The sequence below is a fragment of the Ideonella sp. A 288 genome (assembly GCF_002198735.1).
Lineage (GTDB): Bacteria > Pseudomonadota > Gammaproteobacteria > Burkholderiales > Burkholderiaceae_C > Pseudaquabacterium.
Genome location: NZ_MWLO01000163.1, coordinates 62,472 through 86,361 on the forward strand (window position 1 = coordinate 62,472; position 23,890 = coordinate 86,361).

Consider the following 23,890-nt stretch of genomic DNA (forward strand, 5'->3'; position numbering starts at 1 on the left):
ATGACCCGCACCACGACACGTGCCACCTCCACCACCGGCACGCCCTACCGCAAGCACGAGGGCATCACCGGCCACTTCGACACCGTGGTCGTCGGTTCGGGCATGGGCGGCCTGGCGCTGGCCTCACACCTGGCGCAGGCCGGGCAGAAGGTGCTGCTGCTGGAGCAGAACAACATCGTCGGCGGCATGACCCAGGCCTACAGCCGCCACGGCTACCGCTGGACGGTGGGCATGCATTACATCGGTGAGGTGGGCAACCCCAACGGCGCTGGCTGGAAGCTGTTCAACCGGGTGACGGGCGGGCAATTGCGCTGGGCGCCGATGCCGTCGATCTTCAACCGCATGGTGATCGCCGGCCGGGGCTACGACGTGCCGGCCGGCCCGCAGGCCTATGCCGAATTCCTGACCAGCCATTTCCCGACGGAAGCGCAAGCGATCCAGGCCTACATGGCCTTGGTGGGCAGCGTGGCCAAGGCCTCGGCGCCGTACTTCGGCGCCAAGGCCTTGCCGCCCGACGCTGGCGCGGCGCTGATGCGGCAACATGGCCAGGAGTTCCGCTTCTTCGCCAGCCAGACCACCCAGCAGGTGCTGCGCAGCCTGACCGACAACGACGAGTTGATCGCCGTGATCTGTGCCAACTGGGGCGACTACAGCCTGGAGCCCAGCAAGAGTTCGTTTGCCATGCACTGCATGCTGGCCAAGCACTACCTGCACGGCGCCCACTACCCGGAGGGCGGCGGCCCGGCGTTTGCGCAGGCCATGGTGCCCATCATCGAAGCCGCGGGCGGGCGGGTGCTGCACAGCGCAGAAGTGGCCGAGGTGCTGGTCGAAGGCGACGCGGTGCTGGGTGTGCGCATGGCCTCGGGCGAGGTGTTGCGCTGCCCGCGGGTGGTCAGCAATGCGGGCGTGCAGAACACCTTCGGCCGGCTGCTGCACGGCACCAGCCCGGGCGTGCTGGCGGCCAAGGCGCTGCTGCCGAAGGTGGAGGACACCTATGCCATCGTCGGCCTGAACATCGGCTTCAAGGCCAGCCATGCTGAACTCGGCTTCACGCCGGCCAACATCTGGTCGCATCCGGGGCCGGACCTGGAAGCCAACCTGGTGGCCCACCGGCAGGATTTCGACGCGCCATTCCCCTGGCACTTCATCACCTTTCCGTCGACCAAGGATCCGCTGTGGGAACGTGCCTTCCCAGGCCGCGCCACGGTGGAGATGTACGCCTACACCGACTACCGCCACTTTGCGCGCTGGGCCGGCACGCCGTGGATGAAGCGCGGCGACGACTACCTGACGCGCAAGGCCGTGATCCAGCAGCGCCTGCTGGACGAGTTGTTCCGGCACGTGCCCGCCGCGGCGCAGCATGTCGACGTGGTGGAGGTCTCCACACCGCTGACCTACGAGACCTTCGCCAAACGCGAGCGCGGCGGCTTCATGGGCGTGGCCTCGTCGCCGCAGCGCTTCGAGCAGGACTGGTTGCGCCCGACCACCCCCGTGCAGGGGCTCTACCTGACCGGACAGGACGTGGCCACTGACGGCGTGATCGGCGCCCTGGTCGGGGCCACGCTGTGCGCATCGGTCATCCTGCAGCGCGACCTGATGACCGAGATCCGCGGCGGGGCTTGAGCGAAGGCACGGGCATCGGTCGGTCCCAGGGCGCGGTGTCGCCGCCAAAGCGGTCGGCCAGGAAGTCGATCAACAGCTTCATGAACTGACTCCCTCGATGGAGACCACGACGAAGCGCTTCAAGACCCTGTCCCTCGCGATGCTGCCCGCTGCCCTGACGCTGGGCGTCGTGGCACAAGACGCCGTCGCGCAAGCCACCCCGCCGCTAACCGTGCAGGTGTACAACGCCGATGGCGGCAGCTTCCACGTGAATGCCGTACTGGTGGCCGGCAAGACCGACGCCGTGCTGCTGGACACCGGCTTCACGCGGGCCGACGTGTTGCGCATCGCGGCCCTGGTACTGGACCGCAAGAAGACGCTGAAGACCATCTACATCAGCCAGGCCGACCCCGACTACTACTTCGGCATCGAGGTGCTGAAGCAGCACTTCCCGGAAGCCAAGGTCGTGACCACCGCGCCGACGCTGAAGAAGATCGAGGCCACCCTGCCCACCAAGCTGCAGGTGTGGGGCCCGCGCATGGGCGCCAACGCACCCAAGGCCGTGCCGCTGCCCGAGGTGCTCGCGGGCAATGCCCTCACGCTGTAAGGCCAGACCCTGGAGATCCGCGGCCTCGAGGACAACCTGCCGCACCGCGGCTACGCGTGGATCCCGTCGATCAAGACCATCGCCGGCGGCGTGAACGTCTATGCCGGCCTGCACCTGTGGACGGCCGACGCGCAGAGCCTCCAGGAGCGAGCCGATTGGGCCAAGAAGCTGGTCACGATGGCCGCCTTGCAGCCGGCGGTGGTGATTCCGGGCCACAGCCTGCCGGGCCAGAAGCACGACGCCTCGCAGTTGGCCTGGAGTCAGGCCTACCTGGCGCGCTTCGAGCAGGAGCTCCCCAAGGCCTCCAACAGCGCGGCGTTGATCGAGGCGATGAAGCGCGCCAACCCGAGGCGGGCCTGGGCATCGCGCTGGACATCGGCGCGAAGGTCAACAAGGGTGACATGAAGTGGTGAACCACCGATCGGAGGCCGACCTGCTGCGCGAGGTGATCGCGAACCTGAAAGCCGGCCGCTGGACCGAGGCGCACGATCTGGTGCAGCAAGTCGAATCCACCGCAGCGGCGTGGTTGCACGGAATCGTGCCGTCGCACTACCGTCCTGAGGCCTTTCACTTCATTGACGCGTCTCGGCTCCCGACAAGTCGCTGTCTGCCAGCGGCATATCGCCGGGCAGGGAAGGGCGGCCATTGCGGCGCGACACTGCATGTCCGTTCCCGCGGCGGGCGGAGTCACACCGTCGACCCCAACCGGACATCCGACTGTCGAGATCGGACGCCGCGAAGGAGCCACTGGCGGGTGTAGCCTGGGCTGCTAGCGCTGCCGCACGTACAGCCCGGGCGCCTCATCGACGACCGCATAACCCTTGCCCGGCGCGCCCATCGCAGGCGGCTTGCCCTTGGCACTGGAATGGGCGGCCAGCCATTGTTGCCACGCCGGCCACCACGAGCCTTCGGATTTCGGCGCCGCCTCCATCCAGTCCTCGGGTGCCAGGTGCGGGTCGGCCAGCCGGCGCGTGCGCATGCGGTAGTGCCGCTTCGGGTGCACGGGGCCGGCCACGATGCCGGCGTTGTGGCCCCCGGCGGTGAGCAGGAAGGTGAGGTCATCCGACCGCACCAGGTTGTCCACCTTGTAGACCGACTTCCACGGCGCCACGTGGTCGGCCTCGGTGCCCACCACGAACATCGGCACGCCGATGTCCGACAGGCGGACGGTCTTGCCGGCCACCGGAAAGCGGTTGGTGGCCAGTTCGTTGTCGAGGTAGAGCCGGTACAGGTACTCGGAGTGCATGCGCCAGGGCATCCGAGTGCCGTCGGCATTCCAGGCCATGAGGTCGATCATGCGGTCGCGCTGGCCCTTGATGTACTGGTTGACGATCGGCTGCCACAGCAGTTCCCGCGCCCGCAGCATCGCGAAGGCACCGCCCATCTGCCTGCTCTCGAGCACGCCCTTCTTGTGCATCGTGGCCTCGAGCATCGCCAACTGGCTGGGGTTGACGAAAAACGCCAGTTCGCCCGGCTCGGAGAAGTCGGTCTGCGCGGCGAACATCGTGATCGAGGCCAGCCGCTCGTCCTTCTCGCGCCCCAGCGCGGCGGCGCCGATGGTCAGCAGGGTGCCGCCGATGCAATAGCCCACCGCGTGCATCTTGCGCTTCGGCACGATGGTGCTGACGGCGTCGACCGCCGCGCGGAAACCCTTCTCGACATAGTCGTCCATGCCGAGGTCGCGGTCGTTCTCATCGGGGTTCTTCCACGACATCATGAACACGGTGTGACCCTGGTCGACCAGGTACTTCACCATCGAATTGCGCGGGCTCAGGTCGAGGATGTAGTACTTCATGATCCAGGCCGGCACGACGAGCACCGGCTCGGCATGTACCGACGCCGTGGATGGCGAGTACTGGATGAGCTCGATCAGTTCGTTGCGAAACACGACCTTGCCCGGGGTCACCGCGACGTTGCGGCCGACCTCGAATTCTTCGGTGCCCGCCGGCGCGCCGCCCTCGAGCGTGTGCCCCAGGTCCTCGATCACGTTCTGGAAGCCGCGCAACAGGTTCTGCCCCTGCTCCTCCTGGGTCTGGGCCAGCAGTTCCGGGTTCGACAGCAGGCTGTTCGACGGCGAGGCCGAATCGGCCAGCATGCGCACCGCGAACTCCAGCAACTGCGTGTGGTACTCGCTGACGCCGCTGACGCCACGCACCGCGTCGTTCATCACGGCCACGTTGTTCTGGTACGCACGGGCGAGCACGTTGAACGGGAACTGCGACCAGGCCTCGCCCGCGAAGCGCCGATCGGGTTCGCCGTTCAGCCCCTCGCCGGGCGGCGTCGGTGTCCCGGCCAGCGCGCGCAGCGCGAACATCCAGGTGTCGCCGGCCCGCACCGTGGCATCGCGCTGCATCTCACGCTGCTTGGATGGCGACATGGCCAAGTGCGAGAGCCAGTCAGCCCAGGCGGTGGTGAAGGCCGTGGGGGCAAGCCCGGCGGTCATCTGCGCCACCTGCGCACGGAAGTCGCGATCGACGTCCTGCGTGGTGGGGGCGGGCTTGGGTTTGCGGGTCATGGCTGCGCCTTGGTGCGGGGGTGGTTGGCCGGTGTCGTGTGTCGTCGCCCGGGAGCACTCTATGCCGGCGCGTGCCAGCCGGCGTCGACCCAGAGTTCGCCGCTGACGGCCGAGTTCGCCAGCATGAAGCAGATGGCGTCGGCGATCTCGGCCGGCTGGATCAGGCGGCCGAGCTGCGTGAACGGTAGGATGTTCTTGGCCACGTAGTCGGCGCCCATCGCGCGCACCATCGGCGTGTCGGTGAAGCCGGGGTGGATGACGCTGCAGCGCACGCCGTAGTACATCGCCTCCTTCATGATCGTCGCCGCGGCACCCTCCAGTCCGGCCTTGGTGCTGGCGTACGCAATCTGGCCGCGGTTGCCCTGCGACGAGATCGAGCCGATGAAGACCACGGAGCCCTGCATGCCCTCATCGGGCGTCCATCGCTTCTTGCCCTTGGTGGAACGCTCCTCGGCCAGGCGTCCGATCATCTCCAGCGCCCAGTACACCGGCGCGACGAGGTTGACGTCGACGACGAGCTTGAACAGCTCCATCGGATAGATGCGCGCCTTGCCCGTGTTCTTGTCGACGCGCACGGCCAGGTCGTCACGGGTGATCCCCGCGGCCGGCACGCACAGCGTCACGGGGCCGTACTTGTGGCTGATCGAGTCGAACACGCCGGCGCGGAACTTCTCGTCGGTCGTGTCGCCCTGGAAGGGGATGGCGAAGGTGCGACCGGCCTCGGCATTGAGTTTCTCGGCGACGTCTTTGACCGCCTCGCTCACGTCGACCAGCGCGACGGCAGTCACGCCGCGCCGCGCCATGGCAACGGCCACTGCGCGGCCGATACCGCTGCCTCCACCGGTGATCACCGCGACTCTGTTCAGGAATTCCATGAAACCTCCAGCAGTTTGTGTTGCGCCGCACCATTTTGAACCGCCGCGCAAAGAAATACCCCGTCACAAGCACGCCGGCACAAGGCATTTCATGCCGAGTTGCGCGGGCTCAAGTCCGCCGGCCCTTTGCGCACATCCCACGCAGGCCCTGGCGTGTCCTTGAGCTTGAACGGGGCCTTCTGGCCGACGACCTTGCCCTCGTTCCATGGCTCGCGATGAACAACGGTGGCAACGGATTCCATGAATGACTCCCATCCAGTGGAGGGCCAGGCCTGAGAATCCCGCAAGCCCCGAACATCCCACACTGCGGAGAACGACGAGTTGAGCCCATCCGCCAAGGCACCCACCGCCGTTGGCTTGTACCTGGCCGGCGTGCAGTTCCTGTTCGCGGTCGGCTGGATCGTCTACGTGATCTATCTGCCGGCGCTGGCGGAGCAGGCGGGGCTGCCCAAGTCGGCCGTGCCCTGGCTGCTGCTGATGGACCAGCTGATCTTCGTGGCCTGCGACCTGGCGGTGGGCGTCTGGTCGGACCGGGCGGCGGGCGTGCTGGGTCGCATCGGCTGGTGGGTGCTGGGCGTCACCCTGCTGTCCACCGTGGCCTTCCTGGTGCTGCCCTGGGTGGCGCCCCGGGGATCACCGGGCCTGTTCGTGGCGATCACCGCGCTCTGGGCGGCCACCAGCGCGGCGTTGCGGGCGCCGCCGTTGACCTTGCTGGGTCGATATGTGGCCAAGCCCGCCGTCCCTTGGCTGGTGAGCCTGGTGTTGCTGGGCACGGGCATCGCATCCGCCATCGGCCCCTACCTGGGGTTGACTCTGAAGGGGCTGGACCCGCGACTGCCGTTCGCTCTGGCCGGGTTGTCGCTGGCCGCCATCACGGCCGGCATGGTGTGGGCCGAGCGCGCGCTGTCCCAACGCCGGGCCGCCGACCGGGCCGCCGGGGTGGACACCGCGGCGCCGCCGGCTTCGCTCACCGGGCGCGATGGCGTGGCGCCGATCCCTGGCTTCCTGCTGGCCGCCCTGATGGCGGCGGCTGCCGCCCAGGTGCATGCCAATCTGGTGGCCGCGCCGCTGTACCTGCGCCATGCGCCCGCATCGATGCTGCCGGTGCTGTTGCCGGTGTTCTGGGCCGGCTTCAATCTGGCGCTGATGCCGGCGAGCCTGGCCGTCAAGCGTTTCGGCGCCTTGCCCGTGATGGCCAGCGGCGTGCTGGTGGCGGCCGCGTGCAGCGCGCTCGCCTGGAACGCCACCTCGCTGGGGGCGCTGCTGCCCCTGCAAGGCCTGGCCGGCGCGGCCTGGGGCGTCAGCCTGTTGAGTGGGTTTTCGGCCGCTGTGTTCTTCGGTCATGTGGGCCGCGAAGGCTTCATGGGTGGCGCACTCAACTCGGCCCTGGCGGCGGCGGCGCTGTCGCGCATCGCCGTGGTCACCTTCGTCGCGCCGGCGCCGGTGGTGGCCGCGCAATGGGGCTGGGTGCCGGCCCTGCTCTTCGCCTTGAGTGCGGCACTGTTGTGGGCCATCTGGTCGCGCAGCCGCAGCGTCTGATCCATTCAATGAGCCCTGTCATGGCCCGCCGATGTGTCGATCTGTCCATCCATCTGGAGAACGACGCGCTCAGCGGCCATGGGTGAGCGACGGGATGTGGCCGGGCGTGTGAGTACGCTGGCCCGCCAGGAGGCCGACCTTCGATGCGTGCGCTTGGCCGGGCAAGGTCAGGTATCCAATCGGCGCGTCGACGCGGCGCTGCAGGCGACGCGAAGTCTTCCGACCCATTCGTGTAGGCTCCGCGGTCACTCGCAATCGACCCGAGGATCCCGATGAACAAACCCCGCCTGACCTATTTCGACTTCGCCGGCAGCCGCGGCGAGGAATGTCGCATCGCGCTGCACCTGGCCGGCATCGAATTCGACGACGTTCGCGTCAAGAGCGCCGACTGGCCAGCGCTGAAGGAGAGCATGCCGTTCGGAGCGATGCCGGTGCTGCAGATGCCAGGCAAGCCTGCTCTGGCGCATTCCAACGCCATCCTCGTGTTCATAGGCCGCCAGCACGGCCTTCATCCCGTGGACGCCTTCGAGGCCGCACGGCACGAGGCGATGATGTGCGCCGTCGAGGAACTGCGCCACGCGATCACGCCAACGCTGCGCATTTCCGACCCCGAACAGAAGCGCGCGGCTCGCGAGGCGTTGGCCGCGAACGAACTCGCGACTTGGGGCCGCCAGGTCGAGCGCCAACTCGACGATGGTCCCTTCGTCGGCGGTCAGTCGCTCCAGGTTTCCGACATCAAGCTGTACATGGTGGTCCGCTGGCTGACCTCGGGCACGCTGGATCACGTGCCCACCACCGTGCTCGATCACTGCCCGAAACTCCTTCGCCTGTACCGTGCCGTCGGCGAACATCCAGGCGTGAAGGCCTGGCTGGCGAAGTCGGCGCAGTGAGGTCTGCCGAGCGGGACCCAGGGCGCCGCGTGCGGCTGTAGCGAGCACCGCGCACCGAATGCCGCAGAAGTGGCCGTGGCCTGTCGCGCTCGAACGCCCAGGCAGCTGACCATCAAATGAGCGGGGGCGCCGCTGCGATGGCAGTCCCACCGATCGAGGTACTGGCGCCGACTGACTGCTGCCTGGCCGGGCCGTGTACTCGCACTCGCGGCCAGTTCCCGTCTTTCGCGACGGGCTGTTTTGCGGTGTAACGGGGAGCCAAGTCGCTCTCTTTGGGTGCGTCGAGTTTCGTGGCGCCCCGGTTTTCTTCGCAGGGATAGGCAGGCGGCACCGCCCCGCTTCCTCGGGATCGCACTGCATCGTCCAGCTTCCGCTCGCCGGGCAGCGACGTCCCCGTCAAACGCATCGATTTGAACGAAGCCCTCTTCCTGCATCCACAGGCGACCTTCGTAATTGGCGCAGAAGGGTACGCACTGGTAGAGGCAGGCGTCTGGGATGGCGACGTCCTGATGGTCGACAGTGTGGTGAGCCCGCCCACGGCCAGCCAGCATGGGTATCGGCTTCGCGCTGGCGCGCGCGCTGGGTAATGCCTGTGCGCGGCGATACTTGTCGCATCGGTACCCGACTCAGCGCACCTTGCCATGACTGCCTCAGCCCCGCAGCTTCTCGTAGCATTTGCCACAGCCTGGGGCCCTCGGTTTGGCGGCATCAACGCGTTCAACCACGATCTGCTGCTAGCGCTGGCGCCCGCCTGCCGCGCAAGTGTCAAGGTGGTGTGCGTAGTGCTGCACGCCACGCCCGAGCAGTGCCAGGCGGCCCTCGCCGGCGAAGTGCTGTTGGTGCCACTGGGCCTGGATGCGCAGCAGAACATGACCGTGGACTTGGAACCCCTCGTGCGGCAAGTGCTTCAGGCCCATGGCTTAGCCGAATTGCACACGGGAACAGTCTGGCTGGGACACGACCGCATCACGGGTGCCATCGCGCTGCAGGCGGCAAAAGCGCGCGGCGGGCGTGCCGCACTGATCCACCACATGAGCTACGCCCACTACGAGGCGTTTGCCGAAAACAGCGCCGCCGCCGACGTCAAGGCGCGCGAACAAAAGGCCCTGTTCAAGAGCGCCGACCATGTCATGGCCATCGGCCCGTTATTGCGCCAGGCACTGGCCGACATGCTGGACTGCCCAACGGATCAGGTGAAGATGCTGGTGCCTGGCCTAGCCGATATTCAGCCCAAGCAGCACCATCACAACTTCAACACCTTTGTCAGCGGCAGGCTGGATGCTAGCGCCGGCCGCATCAAGCAAGGACAGTTGAGCGTGGCGGCGTTTGGGCATGCGGTGTACTTGTGTGACCACGACCCTGGGCTGCCGGACAAGCTGCGCGGCGAGGCTGAGCCGTCGCTCACCCTGCGTGGCGTGGACTTCGAGCATGTATTGGGTGCTGGGCTGTCGGCGCAGGAAGCCGATCTTCGGCGATATGCCGAGGGTATTGCGCAACGGGCCATCAACTTGCGCGCCTTGCCGTTCACCGAGGATCGCAATGCGCTGTTTGACGACCTGCGTTCGGCCAGCCTGTGTCTGATGCCTTCATGGCACGAGGGCTTTGGCCTTGTAGCTTGGGAGGCAATCGCCGCCGGTGTGCCGCTGATTGCCGGCAAGAAGAGCGGGGTGGTGCAACTGCTTAGTACGCTGCAAGGTGGCCAGTACATGGCGTGGCTGCAAACCATCGATGTGCGTGGCCAGACCGATGAGCCCTTTTTTCGGGACGACGACAAGGCACTTCTGTCCAGGTTGGTTATTCAAACTGCCAAGGATCATGGCGCCTGGAAGGACAGGGCCGCACGATTGCGCGAATCGCTCCTGCCGCGGTATTCGTGGCGAAACTGTGCCGAGGACTTGATCACCGCAATTGGTTGGCAGGTGGTAAGCCCAGTGGCTTCATTGGCCGACATCCCGCTTGCAAGTACATCTCCGCCCGCTGAGACGGCTGCCGTGGCCACGGCAGCCCCAACCGCCGTTGGCAGCGCCAAGGCTCATGCGGCCAACAGTCTGAACAGCTGGCTGGATCCGCTGGGCCCACGCTGGGAATCCGCGCATGGCCTGAGCCCGGCGCAGTTGCTGCGTGCCGAGGAGGCGCTACTGCCGTTTGCGCAGCAAGCAGAGCCGTTTCTGGCAGCGCAACTCCACTGGGCCCATGCCGATGAGCTGCCGCTCACTGTCCGGTTGTTGGTGGCGCAGGGCGGGAGTGGCAAGACGCGCCTAGCCATCGAGCTGTGTGCCCGTCTGCGGCACGACGGCTGGTTGGCGGGCTTCCTGGTCGGTGATGGCAACCCCGGCTCAATGACGTCGCTGGCGGCGCAACTGCGGGATTGCCGGCAGCCAGTCTGCATCGTGGTGGACTATGCCGAAACACGCACCGCGGAGTTGCTCGCGCTGCTGGCGGCCGTGCTGGCCAACCCCCGTACCGCTGCCACTCGAATCCTGCTGCTGGCCCGCAGCGGCGGCGAGTGGTGGCAGCAATTGCCCGCACGCGATGCGCGCTGCGAGGCGCTGCTGATGGGCGCCGCCGGCACGGGGCCCTACCTGCTGCCTGCGGTGTACCCCAAACCGTCGGATCGGGACCAGGCGTTTCAGCATGCCCTGCAACTGCTCACGACAAAGCTGCGGCTGCCGATGCCAGCGGCTAGGCCCAACCTGCGCGGCGAACACTTTGCCAGGCCCTTGTACGTGCAATTGGCGGCCTTGATGACAGCCTTGGGCGAGCATGCCGAATCCGCCGAAGCCTTACCCAGGGCCCTGCTAAACCACGAGCAGCGCTACTGGGGTAGGGCAATGCATAGCCCTTTGCATGAAGTGGCCGGCCAGGACGCGGTGCGGCTGATGGTGCTGGCCACCCTGCTCGGCGAGGTGGCAGTGCCAAACGACGTGCGCGACGCCTGGGCTGCCGCCGGTGGCGAGCAACAGGTCTTGCTGCCGCTGTTTCGCGCCCTCATCCCGCTGTACCCCGGGCGCCAAGGCTTGCAGGGCCTGCGCCCGGATATGGTGGGCGAGGCCCTGGTCGCCCACGCCGTGCTGTCCGTCAACGGGCCGGCGCTGCTGGATGCCGTGCTGGGCGCCAGCCTGTCGAAGGCGCGGTACGCCGCATTGACGGTGTTGGCCCGCGCCAGCAAGCAGCGAGCTGATCTGGCGCTACCACTGGAGGATGCGCTGGCACGCCATTTCGCCCGCTGTGCCTCTGAGGTCCTACGTGTTTGCATTGACACACCAAACGAGCTACCCCAGATCGCCAAGCGTGCCTACGTGCGGCTCGCGCCCGCCGTTGCCCACCAGATTGCCGGCGCGCTGCTGCCTTCATTTGAATCCGAGGTGGTGCCGATGACGGGCTTAGAAGTTGAGATGCGGCGCACGGTGCACGATGCAGCGAAGCGAAAGAAGGACAAGCGCAACGCCACTGTCAACGACAAGGCAAGCTTTGCCGCGGCGATCAGCAACCTGGGAGAGGCGCTACGGCGCGACGGGAAAGCCAAGTGCGCGCTTCAGTGTGCCGATCAAGCTCGACTACTCTTCCGCGAGTTGGTTCAGGCGAATCGGGATCGGTATGAGCCGGATTGGGCTATGTCGCTGAACAACTACGCCAATCACCTGAGCGAGGCTGGCCGCACCGACGAGGCCTTGGCCTTCGCCAAGCAGGCGTTGGACATTCATCAACGCCTGGCGTTGGGCAAGCCCGAGCGCTACGAGTCGGATTGGGCGACGTCGCTGAGCAACTACGCCAATCGCCTGAGCGAGGCTGGNCGTTGGGCAAGCCCGAGCGCTACGAGTCGGATTGGGCGACGTCGCTGAGCAACTACGCTGATCACCTGAGCGAGGCTGGCCGCACCGACGAGGCCTTGGGCATTGCGGTGCAGGCAACGGAGACCTGGGAGCCACTGGCCCTTAAAAGGCCCAAGCGTTTTGGCGCCGATGCGCGGTTGAGTTCGCTTTGGGCTTCGTTCTTGGAATGGCTGGTTGTCTCGCCGTCGAGTTCAATGCCCCCGCCTGAGCCGGACGTAGAGCTCAACCAGTATTCGGTTCAGCATGTGGCGTTTGCACACCACGCGCTTTTGGCGATCTTTGCGCAAGAAGCGGCCATCCAGGACACTGCGGCCGAGGCCGCGTTTGCCGCTTGGCATGGCATGCACCGTGGACAACGGGAACGAGAGGCTGGCATGTTTGTGCTGCTGACCACCCTGTCGGTGGCGCACGGGTCAACCGAAAGCAATCCGCCTGGCTGGGCGGAATGTGTGGACCGCTACTGCACCAGCCGGCAAGGGCGATTGCCTGCCTGGCTGTTGGCCGCCTGCACCAAGCTGGGCACGATGCCACCACGTTGGCACCCGCCGTCGGTGCAGTGAGCGTTGCGGGTGAGCCGGCAGGTGCTTTAGCCGAGACAGCCGCAGATAGGCGATGGCGATGAAGTTGCAGTTGGTTCGGACGCCGCCGCTCCCCGCGCTGGGCCTGGTGCAGCAGCGCGTTCATGTCTCGACGGCGTGGTCGACTGAAGGTGGTGAGGTTCGTAGCGGATCCGGGCACCAACCGGCGCCCGCTGGGCTAGCGGCGAGTGGCCTGCGCGATCGGTTCCGGATTGACACGGTACAGATCTGACCGGCCGTCTCGCGGCGGCGAGCTCAGGGCCGCGGATGGCGCTTCAGGGTCGGGTGCGACCGATGACGAGGGGCTGCTTCCAGACGGCCCACTTTCAGGGGCTGCTCTGCGGCGCTGAATTCGGCAGGAGGACAGTCAGTCCATCGACCGGCTCCAGTTCTGCGAAACCTCGTGCGGTCCCTATGAGCGCATCGGGTCATCGACAGTGGAGCGGGAAGCGGGCTCGAATCCGGTCTCAGACCCTCGAGGTTCATCGACGACGTGATCCTGGGCACCGAGCTGCTGCTGCCGCCGAGTGGCCGCACCGTTGCTCTTCATGCGGTCCGGCCATGTCGGTGTCCGACAGCACCCAGGCGAACGGGCAGCGATCTGGGTGCCCCCGAGGTGGTGAGTCGTGGGTCGCTCGTATTTGGTGTTACGGCCAGCGCACCGAGCCGCGATAAGCATGCCAGCTGGCATGCCCCAGCAAAGGCCCCACCACGGCAAGCCCCAGTGCCAGCGGCATCAGCAGCAGGGACAGGACGATCATGGCGACGATCAGGGTGCCCCACAGCAGCATCACGCCGGTGTTCCGGCCAACCACCTCGGCGCTGAGGATGGCGGCGGTGATGGCGTCGGTATCGCGGTCGAGCACCATCGGAATGGACACCACCGACAGCGTGAACACGAGCATGGCAAAGAGGCCGCTCGCCACGAGGTAGGCGGCCACGAAATCCAGGTTGTCGACATTGACCGCGGCTTCCATCAAGCCCGCCGATGTCGGCAGGCCGGTGTCGAAGAACAAGGCCAGCATCACCAGCGACACGCGGCCCCACATCAACTCCAGCACCACCAGCACACCCACCAGCAACCCGAGGCTGCGCAGGTGGGGCTTCCAGCAGGTCAGTGAGGCCATGAAGTCCATGGCCTGGCCTTGTTCCCGGCGGCGGCTCAGGTCATACAGCCCCATGGCCACGAACGGGCCCGCCAACAGGCAGCCCGACACCAGCGTCATGACGTACTCGGGCTCCTTGTGGAACAGCCCATGCAACACCACCGCCATGCACCAGAACGGCAGGCCGTAGAACAGGCTGGTGCCGGGGTGGGCCACCACGTCGCGCCAGCCCAGCCGGAGCCAGTGGAACGGATCCGCCCATGACAGGGGAACGATCTCCCTGGGGGCAGACCCTGGGGCCGGCGCCACCACGGGGGGCTGCGCGGCTGCCTTCAGCAGGGCGGTGGTCAGTTCTGTGGGCATGGTGCATTCCTCGTTGAGGTCGGCCCCAGGCGTGCTGCGTGCGGGGCCAACCGAACCTGAACGCTCCCACTGTGCCGGCGCCGGATTAAGCAATGCTTAGCCGACGCGCTGCGTGCATCACTGGGCTCGCGCGGATGGCGTTCATGCCCCCGGGTCGTTGGGTCCTCCGCCGAGCACTGCCAGCCTGGCAGGGTCCCGGCCCCGGGCTGAGACCCGTGGCGGTTGCGACGCCGTCAGCACCGTGCGGGCCCGCGAGGTCACGATGGCCGCCCGTTGCGAGCGTGAAGTCCGCCAGGCTGCTGCCAGGGCCTTCACTTCCGGGGCGTTGCTGCTGGAGAACAGCGCGGCGACGGCGTGCGGCGCGGGATCGGCGCCGGGCGGCCTCAGGCCTTGACGGCGTCTCGGCGCGGCAGCGTCCAGCCGGGCCGCGCGTAGTGGCAGGTGTAGCCGTCGGGGTAGCGCTGCAGGTAGTCCTGGTGCTCGGGTTCGGCCTGCCAGAACGGCCCCGCGGCCTTCACCTCGGTGACCACCTTGCCCGGCCACAGGCCCGACGCCTCGACATCGGCGATGGTGTCCAGCGCCACCTGGCGTTGCGCGTCGCTGGTGGTGTAGATGCCCGAGCGGTACGACGGCCCTCGGTCGTTGCCTTGGCGGTTCGGCGTGGTGGGGTCGTGGATCTGGAAGAAGAACTCGAGCAGCGCGCGATAGCTCAGGCGCGCGGGGTCGAACACCACTTCGATGGCCTCGGCATGCGTGCCGTGGTGCCGGTAGGTGGCGTTGGGCACGTCGCCGCCGCTGTAGCCCACGCGCGTGGCCACGACGCCGGGCATCTTGCGGATCAGGTCTTGCATGCCCCAGAAGCATCCTCCGGCCAGCAGGGCGGTTTCGGTCGTGGTCACGGTGGACTCCTTGGTGTGGGGTGGGGTGGAGAAGGCGCGAGGCCCCGATCTTGACCGCATTGCAGCGGTTGACAGCGCGACAGGGGCGTCGTCGTCGGCTGGCCTCGAAACGAACCGCCAGTCGCGCGTTTTTTGCGCTAGGAGCGGGTCACGGTGCGGCCCGCAGCAGCGCCGGGTCGAGCAGGAGATAGCCCGCGGCGCGTCGGGCCTCCCGGTTTCCATCGTCGCTGACGAAGACGATGCACTCGACGCCCCCGACGACTGCCGGGCAGACGCCTTCGGCCTTCTCGAAGCCCGGCAATCCAGGCACCGTCACGCGGCGCGCCGGCGCACCGGGCTGGCCGCTCCAGCGCCAGACACCGAAGGCTTCCGCGCTGCGGGACGCAGGGCCGCCGATCACCAGGTACTCGCCCAGGGCAGGTACATACGACAAGCCGCGGATGCCTCGGCCGTCCAGATCGAGTTCGTCGAGCACGGGTGCGATCCGGGGTGCTTCATCGGCATCGAAGACGGCCGAAGGGTTCTCGACACGGGCGATGAGCGCGCGGCCCTCGTGCAGGGGGCTGCGGAAGCCGATCAACAGGTGCTGCCCGTCCGGGCTGATCTCCAGCCCCTCGATGTTGAGCCCGCCGTCGGCCTTGACGTCGCGCACCCGGGCTGCTTCGGCCAGCACGGGGTGGCGGGATGTCAGCGCCTTCTTCAATCCGTCGACGACCTGGGGGTCCACGACCCGATCGCCTTCGATCCGGAACCGGACGAACTTGGCCCGAGACTTCTTTTCGTCGCCCTCGGCATCGCGCGAGTGCGAGGTGATGGCGTAGACGACTCCCGCGCGGTCGGCGGTCAGGCCTTCGAGATCGTCCAGTTTCCAGAAGGCGCTGAACATCTGCAGCAGCCCTGCCGTCACTGGAGCGGTCTCGACGACGCCATCGGCGCCGAGGGTGACGAGGCTCAGCGGGTGTTCCTTCTCGTCCTCGACCACCAGAAAGCGTCCGTCGGGCAACTGCTGGATCGCCGAGGGCTCGTAGATGCCGGTCAAGGGCTGGAAGGCCGGTGCGGGGTCGTCGTGTGTCATCGGGGGATTGTGGACCGCCGGTCGAGCGTCAGGTCACGCGGCGGCGTTGCCGCCCCTGGCCGGAGTTCGGCGGGGCCGGTGCGCGGGGATTGACATCAAGCTGTCGCGATCGCGCGATAGGGTGCGCGCATGCCCACCATCGAACTTTGGCACTGGCGCGTCAGAGACCGCGTGAGCGGCCGCCGCTACGTGACCCGTTACCCCATGTCCGAGGCCAACGCCCTGGATTTCGACCCCTGCGCCGAGCGCCTGCCCGGCAGTTGGGAACTGCGCCCCTTGTGGCAGGCGGCGCACCGCCGTGCCGACCACCAGCGGCCCATGGCCGCGGGCGGCGGGGTCGGCCCGAGGTAGCGCCACAATGGGCGCTTGGGGTGGCTGTCCTCGACCTCGCCGTCGAGGCGCCTGGCCACCGCAGACCATCCCGCCCACTTGATCGGCCTCGGACGATGCAGGGTTTCGACGTGCTCGCAGGCGCCTTGCTCACGATCAGCGGCGCTGCCTTGGTCCGCAAGGCGAACGCCTCGCTCAGGCTCCACGACGGCGCCAGGCATTGGCCCACGGTGCCCGGGGTGGTCGTTGGCAGCGAACTCTGCGAAGACACCGACAGCGACGGGACTTCGTATCGGGCCCTCATCACCTGCACGTACGCCGTGGGGTCGACGCAGCACACCACGTCGCGCCACACCGAAGGCATGACGTTCGCCCAACCCGAGCACTCGGCGCGGGCGCTGGTGGCGGCGTTTCCCGTCGGCAAGGCTGTCGAGATCAGCGTCGACCCGTCGAGAGACGATGCCGGCGTACTGAACACGGGCCAGCCCCAGCACATGGTCGTCATTCGGCGCGTCGGCCTGGCCGCTGTCGTGGCAGGCATCGCCCTGGGCACGTACGGACTGCTCCGCAGCACATCGGGCTGAGCCGTCGAGAACGGCGACGGGCTGGTGACGGGACGGGCCGGGGCCTCTGCGCCGCCGACCGGCCGAAGCGAGGCACGGCCCGGTGCCAGGCCGGACCTGTCACCAGCCGGCGGGCGCCTGGCTGCGCATCGCGCCCGCCGTCATCCACTGCGCGGGGCGCTGGTTTGCCGCGCCGAGGGCCGTTCGCCCCGACGGTTCGCCGCTTCTGTGCGCTGCCGGGGGATCACCCTGGCGGCGTCTGGGCCGCGCCCTCGCGTCCGCCCGATGCGCTGTCACTGTCGCGTGTGGCGTGCCACAGCACCGCCCCAGCCGCGCCCGCTGCGGCGAAGACCCCGGTGAACGCCAGCGCCATCGAGCTGACGCCGCTGGCGGCGGCAAACGCCAGGGGGGCGAGCGTCAACCCGGCATAGCCGAACACCAGCACGGCGCCGGTCAGTGCCCCCGCGCCCGCCGGGCCGGCGATGCGCGAGACCTCGGCCACCAGCACACCGTTCCAGCCGCTGGCCGTGAAGCCCAGCACGGCGACGAGCACCGCCATGGGCAGGCCCTGTTGCGCCGTCGGCCACACCATCAGGGGAATGCCGGCGGAGGCGATGAGCAAGCCGATCAGGGCCAGCAGGCGCCCAGCGCTGCGGCAGCGCTGGGCGAAACGGCCCCAGAAGAGCCGGCCCGCCAGGCCCGCGGCCTGCAGCGTGGCCACCCAGGCACCCGCGTGGGCCACCTCCAGTTGCCATTCGCGCACCGCCAGGCTCATCAGGAACGTGTTCAGGCACATCTGTGCGGCGGTGTAGGTGAGCGTGGCGAAGGCCAGCGCCCGCAGTGGGCGCGTCGACAGGACCCTGCGCAAGCCCTGGCCGCGGGGGCTGGTGTCGACGGCCGCTTCGCTGCGCTCGGCGGCCAGTGCCTTGTCGCGCGACAGCAGCAGGCACCATGCGGCCATCGCCGTGGCGACCGCCGCGATGGCGACGAAGGGCGCGCGCGGGTGAAAGACCATCAGCGCCGGCAGCAGCACCGACCCCGCCATCGCGCCGATCTGGTTGCCCGTCTGGCGGACCGAGAACACCCAGGGCCTGCGGGCCGGGGGCGTGATGCGCGTCAGGACCGCGGCGCTGGCGGGGGTTTCCGGTCCGAAGGCCAGGCCGAACAGCAGCACCGCCAGCCAGGGCGCCAGCGGGCCGCCCACCAGCAGGCACAGCGTGCCGGCAGCCACCGCCCCCGCGCACAGGGCGGCGACCGGCCAGGCCCCCCACCGCCTCAGCCAGCGCCCGGCCATCAGCGCCCCCACCGTGCCGACGCCGAACAGCACCGTGTTCAGCCCCGCCAGCTGCGCCACCGACAGGCCCAGTTGCGGCGCCAGCACCGACAACGAAAAGCAGCCCAGCGCCACGGTGGCCTGCAACGCGGTCATCGCCGGCAGCGCGCGTGCCAGGGGGCTCAGCATCGGTGTCCCTCGGAGGCCAGTGCGGCTACAGTGGTGGCCACACTTCGAGGGGAATCGGGATGGCGGGTGGCATTTCCTTGCACGCGGTCGACGTGGCCCGTGGCGTGCCGGCAGAGGGCATGGAAGTCGAGCTCTGGATGCGCGCCCCGACACCGCACCAGGTGGCGCAGGGACGGCTGGGTGCCAACGGGCAGCTCGATCATGCCAGCGTGCGGGGCGACGGCGTGGAGGCGGGCGAGTACGAGGCGCTGTTCCACATCGGCGTCTACCTGCGCGCCCACGGGGGGGCGCAGGCCAGCCCGTTCCTGGAGGTGCTGCCGTTCCGGTTCCAGTTGCGCGACGCCACCCAGCATGTGCACCTGCCGCTGAAGTTCACGGCCTGGGGCTGCGCCCTGTTTCGCGGCAGCTGAGCCGGCGGCCATCGGTGCGCCGGCCACCGCCGGGCTGCCGCCGCGGGCCAAGGCGCTACGACCGGGCGGGCGGTGGCCCGGCCAGCAGGCGGGCGATGCCGTCCGGCAGGCCCTGGTTCGGCTTGACCGGCGGCGGCGCGAAGCTGCCGCGCACGGCCTTGCCGGGCGCCAGCGCCACCATCGATTCGGCATGCCGCACCGCGCTGGAGACACCGTCGACCACCGGCACCGGCAGCCGACCGCGAAGCGTACGAGCCAGCCCGGCCAACGGCGCGCCGGCCAGCACGATGACCTCGGCGCCGTCGTCGTCCACCGCGCTTTCGCACAGCGCCAGCAGCGCGGCCTGGTGGTCGTCCTGCACGCTGCCGATGCTGGCCAGCGGCCGGTTCAGCGCCCGGATGCTGGCCAGGCGGCCGCTGAGCCCGTTGGCGGCCACCACCTCGCGGTACCAGGCCTGGATGCGCTGCGAGATCGCGATGATCGAGAAGCGGTGGCCCAACAGGCAGGCGCTGGCCAGGGCCGATTCGGTGAGGCCCAGCACCGGCACCGGCAGCACCTCGCGCAGGCCACCGAGTCCGGGGTCGCCGAAGGCCGCGATGACCACCGCGTCGTGCCCCGTGTGGTGTTCGGCGGCGAGCTGCGCGGTGGCGTAGGCGCCGATCAGCGCCTCGAAGCGGGTCTCGATGTAGGCCACGCCGAAGGGCGCGGTCAGCATCGTGAGTTCGGTGCCCGGCGCCGCGCTGCGACGGGCCTCGGCCTCGATCAGCGCCGTGACGCTGTCCGAGATGTTGGGGTTGATCACCAGCAGGCGGGTCATGGGCGTGGCCTCAGCGTGGGCGCGGTGCCAGGCAGGGCAGGCCGCAGGCCAGGAACTGCCCGCGGCCGGCGAGGCCTTGCGGCTGGCGGCCATCCCACACCACCTCGCCGCGTGACAGGGTGATGGCCGGCCAGCCACGCACCCGCTGGCCCTCGTAGGGCGTGTAGTCGACGGCGTGGTGCAGGTCGTGGTTGTGGATGGTGCGCTCGTCGCCGACCGCGAAGCGGTCCCAGATCACCAGGTCGGCGTCCGAGCCGATGGCGATGGTGCCCTTGCGCGGGAACAGGCCGTAGGCGCGGGCCGGCGCGGTGGCCGTCAGCTCGACGAAGCGTTGCGGCGAGATGCGGCCGTCCAGCACGCCGGCCGAGAACAGCAGCGGCAGGCGGGTCTCCAGCCCGGGGATGCCGTTCGGGATGTAGGCGAAGGGCACCTGCTCGCCGCCGGGCTGCTTGCCCTCGGGCGCGTCGTAGCGGAACGGCGCGTGGTCGCTCGAGAACACCGTGAACAGCCCGTCGACCAGGCCGTCCCACACCACCTGCTGGTTGGCCTTGTCGCGCGGCGGCGGGCTGCAGACGCACTTGGCGCCCTGGTAGTCGTCGTCCGAGCCCAGGTCATCGGCGGTCAGGAACAGGTACTGCGGGCAGGTCTCGGCGTACACCGTCATGCCGCGTGCGCGCGACCAGCGGATCTGCTCGATCGCGTCGCGGCCCGACACATGCACGATCAGGATCGGCACATCGGCCAGCTGGGACAGCGAGATCGCGCGGTGCGTGGCCTCGCGCTCGACCAGCATCGGCCGCGAATGGGCGTGGTAGCGGGGCGCGGTGCGGCCGCTGGCCTCCAGCCGGCGCGTCAGCCATTCGATGCACTCGCTGTTCTCGGCATGGACCATCGCCATCGCGCCGTGGCGCCGCGCCACCTCCAGCACGTCGAGGATCTGGCCGTCGTCGAGCTTCAAGTCGTCGTAGGTCATGTAGACCTTGAACGAGGTGTAGCCCTCGGCGATCAGCGCCGGCAGTTCCTCGTTCAGCACCGTGGGCGTGGGGTCGCTGACGATCAGGTGGAAGGCGTAGTCGACCAGGGCCTTGCCATTGGCGCGGGCGTGGTAGTCGGCCACCGCGTCGCGCAGGGACTGCCCCTTGGCCTGGGCGGCAAACGGGATCACCGTGGTGGTGCCGCCGCAGGCCGCCGAGCGCGTGCCGGACTCGAAGCCGTCGGCCATGCGCGCGGGCGGCGGCAGCGGCTGGTCGAGGTGGCAGTGCGCGTCGACGCCGCCGGGCAGCACCCAGCGGTCGGACGCGTCGATCTCGCGTTGGCCCGGCCCCAGCGTCTCGGCCAGCGCGACGATGCGGCCGGCCCGCACGCCGATGTCGCAGCGCATCTCCTCGGTCGCGGTGATCACCACCGCGTTGCGCACCACCAGATCGAACGTGTCGGGCGTCATGTCAGGGCTGAGCTCATCGGATCCGCTTGCTGATGCCGGTGAGCCGCTCCATCACGATCATCAGCACCAGGGTGATCAACACCATCAGGCTGGAGACCGCGGCGATGCTCACGTCGAGCTTGCCTTCCAGGTCTTGCCACATGCGGATCGGCAGCATGTCGGTGGACGCGTCGCGCAGGAACAGCGACACCGGCACGTTGTCGAACGAAGACATGAAGGCGATGAACGCCCCCGCCGCGATGCCCGGGGCGATCAAGGGCAGCGTGACGCGCCGGAAGGTGTAGGCGCGGCTGGCGCCCAGGCTGGCCGAGCTTTCCAGCAGCGCCGGCGGTAACTGCGACAGCGCGGCCACGCTGGTGCGGATGACGTAGGGGACGGCCACCACCGAATGGCCGATGACCAGCGTGGTCAGCGACAGGTTCACCTGCAGCCGCGAAAAGTAGATCAGCGAGGCCAGGCCGAAGGCCAGCGCGGGAAGGATCAGCGGCGACATGAACAGCGAGTCGAGCGCCCGCGCCATGGCCTTGTCGGACCGCGCGATGGCCATTGCCGCCGGCACGCCCAGCAGCACCGAGATCAGGGTGGCCGCCGACGCCACCTTCAGGCTGTTGAGCGCGGCGAACTGCAGCTGCCAGGCGTCGCCCAGGGCTTCGTACCAGCGCAGCGAATAGCCCGGCGGCGGGAACTTCAGCGAGTAGCCATTGGTGAAGGACACCACCACCACCACCACCGTGGGCGCCAGCAGCAGCAGCACCGTCACCGCGGCGATCACGCCCAGCAGCGTGCGCAGGGCGAGCGTGGACGGGGACTGGCGTTGCACCGAGTTCATGGCATGCGCTCAGCCGGCCGCGTGGCCGCGGCTCAGGCGCCCGACCTGGTTGAACAGCGCCACGCAGGCCAGCACCGACACCAGGAAGACCAACGAGATCGCCGCGGCGAACGGCCAGTTCTGCAGGGAAGAGGCCTGCTGGTAGATGTACATCGGCATGAACAGCATCTGGCCGCCGCCGATCAGCGACTGCGAGATGAACGCGGTGATGGTGGCCGCGAAGGTGAGCAGGCAGCCGGCGACGATGCCCGGCAGCGTCAGCGGCAGGGTGATGCGGAAGAACGTGCGGAAGGCGCTGGCGCCCAGCGCCGCCGAGGCGTCTTCCAGGTTCGGGTCGAGTTTCTGCAGCGCGGTGATGAGCGGCAGCGCCATCAACGGCAGTTGCACGTTGGCCAGCGTCACGATCAGGCCGCCGCGGGTGTACAGCAGCTTGATCGGCCCGTCGATCCAGCCCAGGTCGAGCAGCGCCGAATTGACGATGCCCTGGCGACCCAGGATCACCACCCAGGCGAAGGTGCGCACCACCACGCTGGTGAGCAGCGGCAGCACGATCACCAGCATCAGCACCTTCTGCACCGTGCCCGGGCTGCGCACGTAGGACCAGGCCAGCGCATAGCCCAGCACCAGGCACAGCGCCGTGACCTGCAGGCCCAGCCACAGCGTGTCGCCCAGCACCTGCAGCGTGAAGCCGTCGGTGGCGATCTTGTGGTACTGCGTGAGCCCCATGCCGCTGAGCTGCGGGTCGGTGTAGAAGCTGATGAACACCAGCACCACCAGCGGCGCGGCGAAGAACAGCAGGAAGTACGCCGCCAGCGGGCTGGCGAACGCCAGGCTGTAGCCGGAGACCGATGGGGCGCTCTTCATGGCGTGGTGCGTCGACGGGGCCGAATCAACGGGGCCGTGGCCTCAGAGGCTGAGAGGAAGGCGAGCGTGCCCGAGCGACGCCCCTAAACGTGCCCGATCTAGGCGCAAAGCGCAGCCATAGCTCGGGCACAGGCTACGCATTTGCAACGACGAGCGGGTGCGTTTGGGGGTGGTGAGCGGGCATGATCGAAGAACTCTCAGCCTCTCAGAGCTTGATCTCCTTGTTGAAGCGGTCGATCCAGGCGGCGCGGTTCTCGTTGATCTTCTTCCAGTCCTGGAACACGAACTTCTTCTTCAGCTCGGCCGTGTCCTTGGCCAGCACTTTGGCGATCTCGCCTTCCATCTTCACCTTCGCATTCGTCGGCACCACGAGGTAGGGCGCCTGCATCAGGCGGCCCTGCACCTCGGGCGACAGGGCCACGTCGATCAGCTGCGCGGCCAGGGCCTTGTTGGGCGAGTTCTTGACGATGTGGATGCTGGTCTTGAAGGCGATGGCGCCTTCCTTGGGCGCGACGAACTCGACCGGCACGCCGCGGGCCTTCAGGATCTGGATGGCGTTGAAGTTGCCCGGGCTGATGTCGATCTGGCCCTGCTGGTACAGCGCCGCCAGCGCACCGGGGTTGGCGGCCACCGCGGCCAGGCTGGGCTTGAGCCGCTCGATCGCCTTGAAGCCGGGTTCGACGTTGGCCTCCGACCCGCCGTTCATGCGCGCCAGTTCGACCAGGAAGCCCGTGCCCAGCGTCGAGTTCAGGTTGGTGATGCCGACCCGACCCTTGTACTCGGGCTTGAACAGGTCGGCCCAGGAGGTGGGCGGCGTCTTGATCTTCTCGGGGTTGTAGGTCAGCCCGACCACCTGGAAGAACATCGACGGGCCCAGGCCGTCCTGCGCCTCGGGGATCAGGTCCTTGTAGTGCTTGCTGCCGGCCGTGGGGAAGGGCTCGACCAGGTCCTGTGCGATGGCGGTGAGCGCCGGGCCCGGGTCGTGCAGCATCACGTCGATCGGCGGGTTGGCCCGTGCCGCGGTGACCTTGGCGATCTGGTCGACCGACAGCATCGCGTCGAGCAGCATGTCGTTGCCGCTGGTCTTCTTGAAGGCGGGCACCAGCACGTCCCGGTGGGCTTCTTCCCAGCTGCCGGTGAAGGTGGCAAACACCAGCTTGCGGGCCTGCGCCCGCGACATGCCCGGGAACAGTTGCAGCGCGCTCAGCGTGAGCGCGCTGCCCAGCAAGTGACGACGATCGAGGCTCATGGCGGATCCTTGGGAGGGTTGACAGGGGCGGTGCGGGGAG

The 23,890-nt window shown here is 68.4% G+C and carries 18 protein-coding genes and 2 pseudogenes; 8 read left to right on the forward strand and 12 right to left on the reverse strand.

The annotated features are described in order from the left end of the window. Together EOINJALH_RS30585 and EOINJALH_RS33575 are read left to right on the forward strand one after the other, a co-directional pair. Positions 1-1,623, forward strand: a complete 1,623-nt coding sequence (locus tag EOINJALH_RS30585) for an NAD(P)/FAD-dependent oxidoreductase (RefSeq protein ID WP_088287435.1) — start codon at positions 1-3, stop codon at positions 1,621-1,623. A gap of 139 nt (positions 1,624-1,762) precedes the next feature. Then, a pseudogene (locus EOINJALH_RS33575) lies at positions 1,763-2,622 on the forward strand (MBL fold metallo-hydrolase). A 356-nt stretch (positions 2,623-2,978) separates the two neighbouring features. Here EOINJALH_RS33575 and EOINJALH_RS30595 read toward each other — a convergent pair. From EOINJALH_RS30595 to EOINJALH_RS33580, 3 genes and pseudogenes are all read right to left on the reverse strand, one after another. Continuing rightward, positions 2,979-4,724 (reverse strand): alpha/beta hydrolase, encoded by a 1,746-nt coding sequence (locus tag EOINJALH_RS30595; protein ID WP_088287437.1) that lies wholly within the window; start codon positions 4,722-4,724, stop codon positions 2,979-2,981. A 59-nt stretch (positions 4,725-4,783) separates the two neighbouring features. Continuing rightward, positions 4,784-5,599, reverse strand: a complete 816-nt coding sequence (locus EOINJALH_RS30600) for an SDR family NAD(P)-dependent oxidoreductase (RefSeq protein ID WP_088287439.1) — start codon at positions 5,597-5,599, stop codon at positions 4,784-4,786. Between the two features lie 155 nt (positions 5,600-5,754). After that, a pseudogene (locus EOINJALH_RS33580) lies at positions 5,755-5,841 on the reverse strand (integrase); the annotation flags it as partial. A gap of 79 nt (positions 5,842-5,920) precedes the next feature. Here EOINJALH_RS33580 and EOINJALH_RS30605 point away from each other — a divergent pair. From EOINJALH_RS30605 to EOINJALH_RS33585, 3 genes are all read left to right on the forward strand, one after another. Beyond that, on the forward strand, positions 5,921-7,138 hold the full coding sequence (locus EOINJALH_RS30605) for an MFS transporter (RefSeq protein ID WP_144290232.1): 1,218 nt from the start codon (positions 5,921-5,923) through the stop codon (positions 7,136-7,138). 272 nt (positions 7,139-7,410) lie between these two features. Continuing rightward, on the forward strand, positions 7,411-8,028 hold the full coding sequence (locus EOINJALH_RS30610; protein WP_088287443.1) for a glutathione S-transferase family protein: 618 nt from the start codon (positions 7,411-7,413) through the stop codon (positions 8,026-8,028). A gap of 641 nt (positions 8,029-8,669) precedes the next feature. Next, on the forward strand, positions 8,670-11,821 hold a 3,152-nt coding region (locus tag EOINJALH_RS33585), incomplete at its 3' end, for a glycosyltransferase (RefSeq protein ID WP_404872805.1). Positions 11,822-13,086: 1,265 nt separating this feature from the next. On the opposite strand, the gene EOINJALH_RS30625 is transcribed toward EOINJALH_RS33585, so the two are convergent. The 3 genes from EOINJALH_RS30625 to EOINJALH_RS30635 form a co-directional block, all read right to left on the reverse strand. Beyond that, positions 13,087-13,908: a DUF2189 domain-containing protein gene (locus EOINJALH_RS30625; RefSeq protein WP_088287449.1), complete on the reverse strand. Its 822-nt coding sequence runs from the start codon at positions 13,906-13,908 to the stop codon at positions 13,087-13,089. 383 nt (positions 13,909-14,291) lie between these two features. After that, on the reverse strand, positions 14,292-14,807 hold the full coding sequence (msrA, locus tag EOINJALH_RS30630; protein WP_088287451.1) for a peptide-methionine (S)-S-oxide reductase MsrA: 516 nt from the start codon (positions 14,805-14,807) through the stop codon (positions 14,292-14,294). Positions 14,808-14,955: 148 nt separating this feature from the next. Beyond that, positions 14,956-15,846 carry a DUF3616 domain-containing protein gene (locus EOINJALH_RS30635; RefSeq protein WP_234414120.1) on the reverse strand — a complete coding sequence of 297 codons (891 nt, stop codon included), beginning with the start codon at positions 15,844-15,846 and terminating at the stop codon, positions 14,956-14,958. Positions 15,847-16,011: 165 nt separating this feature from the next. On the opposite strand from EOINJALH_RS30635, the gene EOINJALH_RS30640 reads away from it, so the two are divergent. Both EOINJALH_RS30640 and EOINJALH_RS30645 read left to right on the forward strand, forming a co-directional pair. Continuing rightward, positions 16,012-16,233 carry a hypothetical protein gene (locus EOINJALH_RS30640; RefSeq protein ID WP_088287454.1) on the forward strand — a complete coding sequence of 74 codons (222 nt, stop codon included), beginning with the start codon at positions 16,012-16,014 and terminating at the stop codon, positions 16,231-16,233. Between the two features lie 95 nt (positions 16,234-16,328). Beyond that, the gene (locus EOINJALH_RS30645; protein ID WP_088287456.1) at positions 16,329-16,796 is read left to right on the forward strand and encodes a DUF3592 domain-containing protein; all 468 of its coding nucleotides are present in this window, start codon (positions 16,329-16,331) and stop codon (positions 16,794-16,796) included. 223 nt (positions 16,797-17,019) lie between these two features. On the opposite strand, the gene EOINJALH_RS30650 is transcribed toward EOINJALH_RS30645, so the two are convergent. Next, positions 17,020-18,237 (reverse strand): MFS transporter, encoded by a 1,218-nt coding sequence (locus EOINJALH_RS30650; protein WP_088287458.1) that lies wholly within the window; start codon positions 18,235-18,237, stop codon positions 17,020-17,022. 59 nt (positions 18,238-18,296) lie between these two features. Between EOINJALH_RS30650 and EOINJALH_RS30655 the strand changes: the two genes are divergently transcribed. Then, complete coding sequence (locus EOINJALH_RS30655; RefSeq protein ID WP_088287460.1) at positions 18,297-18,647, forward strand: hydroxyisourate hydrolase; 351 nt, start codon at positions 18,297-18,299, stop codon at positions 18,645-18,647. A gap of 55 nt (positions 18,648-18,702) precedes the next feature. Here EOINJALH_RS30655 and EOINJALH_RS30660 read toward each other — a convergent pair whose 3' ends face one another. From EOINJALH_RS30660 to EOINJALH_RS30680, 5 genes are all read right to left on the reverse strand, one after another. Beyond that, positions 18,703-19,464: an aspartate/glutamate racemase family protein gene (locus EOINJALH_RS30660; protein WP_088287473.1), complete on the reverse strand. Its 762-nt coding sequence runs from the start codon at positions 19,462-19,464 to the stop codon at positions 18,703-18,705. Positions 19,465-19,474: 10 nt separating this feature from the next. Continuing rightward, entirely contained in the window at positions 19,475-20,908 is a 1,434-nt protein-coding gene (hydA, locus tag EOINJALH_RS30665; protein WP_088287462.1) for a dihydropyrimidinase, read from the reverse strand. A gap of 13 nt (positions 20,909-20,921) precedes the next feature. Beyond that, a complete protein-coding gene (locus EOINJALH_RS30670; protein ID WP_088287464.1) occupies positions 20,922-21,737 on the reverse strand; it encodes an ABC transporter permease in 816 nt (271 codons plus the stop codon). Positions 21,738-21,746: 9 nt separating this feature from the next. Then, on the reverse strand, positions 21,747-22,601 hold the full coding sequence (locus EOINJALH_RS30675) for an ABC transporter permease (protein WP_088287466.1): 855 nt from the start codon (positions 22,599-22,601) through the stop codon (positions 21,747-21,749). Positions 22,602-22,806: 205 nt separating this feature from the next. Next, positions 22,807-23,850 (reverse strand): ABC transporter substrate-binding protein, encoded by a 1,044-nt coding sequence (locus tag EOINJALH_RS30680; RefSeq protein WP_088287467.1) that lies wholly within the window; start codon positions 23,848-23,850, stop codon positions 22,807-22,809. Positions 23,851-23,890: the final 40 nt, after the last annotated feature.

What these genes read in the sequence shown, in the direction of transcription:
- EOINJALH_RS30585 (WP_088287435.1), top strand. Translation starts at nt 1, where the DNA reads ATGACCCGCACCACGACACGTGCCACCTCCACCACCGGCACGCCCTAC.
- EOINJALH_RS30595 (WP_088287437.1), bottom strand. Translation starts at nt 4,724, where the DNA reads ATGACCCGCAAACCCAAGCCCGCCCCCACCACGCAGGACGTCGATCGC.
- EOINJALH_RS30600 (WP_088287439.1), bottom strand. Translation starts at nt 5,599, where the DNA reads ATGGAATTCCTGAACAGAGTCGCGGTGATCACCGGTGGAGGCAGCGGT.
- EOINJALH_RS30610 (WP_088287443.1), top strand. Translation starts at nt 7,411, where the DNA reads ATGAACAAACCCCGCCTGACCTATTTCGACTTCGCCGGCAGCCGCGGC.
- EOINJALH_RS30625 (WP_088287449.1), bottom strand. Translation starts at nt 13,908, where the DNA reads ATGCCCACAGAACTGACCACCGCCCTGCTGAAGGCAGCCGCGCAGCCC.
- EOINJALH_RS30640 (WP_088287454.1), top strand. Translation starts at nt 16,012, where the DNA reads ATGCCCACCATCGAACTTTGGCACTGGCGCGTCAGAGACCGCGTGAGC.
- EOINJALH_RS30645 (WP_088287456.1), top strand. Translation starts at nt 16,329, where the DNA reads ATGCAGGGTTTCGACGTGCTCGCAGGCGCCTTGCTCACGATCAGCGGC.
- EOINJALH_RS30650 (WP_088287458.1), bottom strand. Translation starts at nt 18,237, where the DNA reads ATGCTGAGCCCCCTGGCACGCGCGCTGCCGGCGATGACCGCGTTGCAG.
- EOINJALH_RS30655 (WP_088287460.1), top strand. Translation starts at nt 18,297, where the DNA reads ATGGCGGGTGGCATTTCCTTGCACGCGGTCGACGTGGCCCGTGGCGTG.
- EOINJALH_RS30660 (WP_088287473.1), bottom strand. Translation starts at nt 19,464, where the DNA reads ATGACCCGCCTGCTGGTGATCAACCCCAACATCTCGGACAGCGTCACG.
- hydA (WP_088287462.1), bottom strand. Translation starts at nt 20,908, where the DNA reads ATGACGCCCGACACGTTCGATCTGGTGGTGCGCAACGCGGTGGTGATC.
- EOINJALH_RS30670 (WP_088287464.1), bottom strand. Translation starts at nt 21,737, where the DNA reads ATGAACTCGGTGCAACGCCAGTCCCCGTCCACGCTCGCCCTGCGCACG.
- EOINJALH_RS30675 (WP_088287466.1), bottom strand. Translation starts at nt 22,601, where the DNA reads ATGAAGAGCGCCCCATCGGTCTCCGGCTACAGCCTGGCGTTCGCCAGC.
- EOINJALH_RS30680 (WP_088287467.1), bottom strand. Translation starts at nt 23,850, where the DNA reads ATGAGCCTCGATCGTCGTCACTTGCTGGGCAGCGCGCTCACGCTGAGC.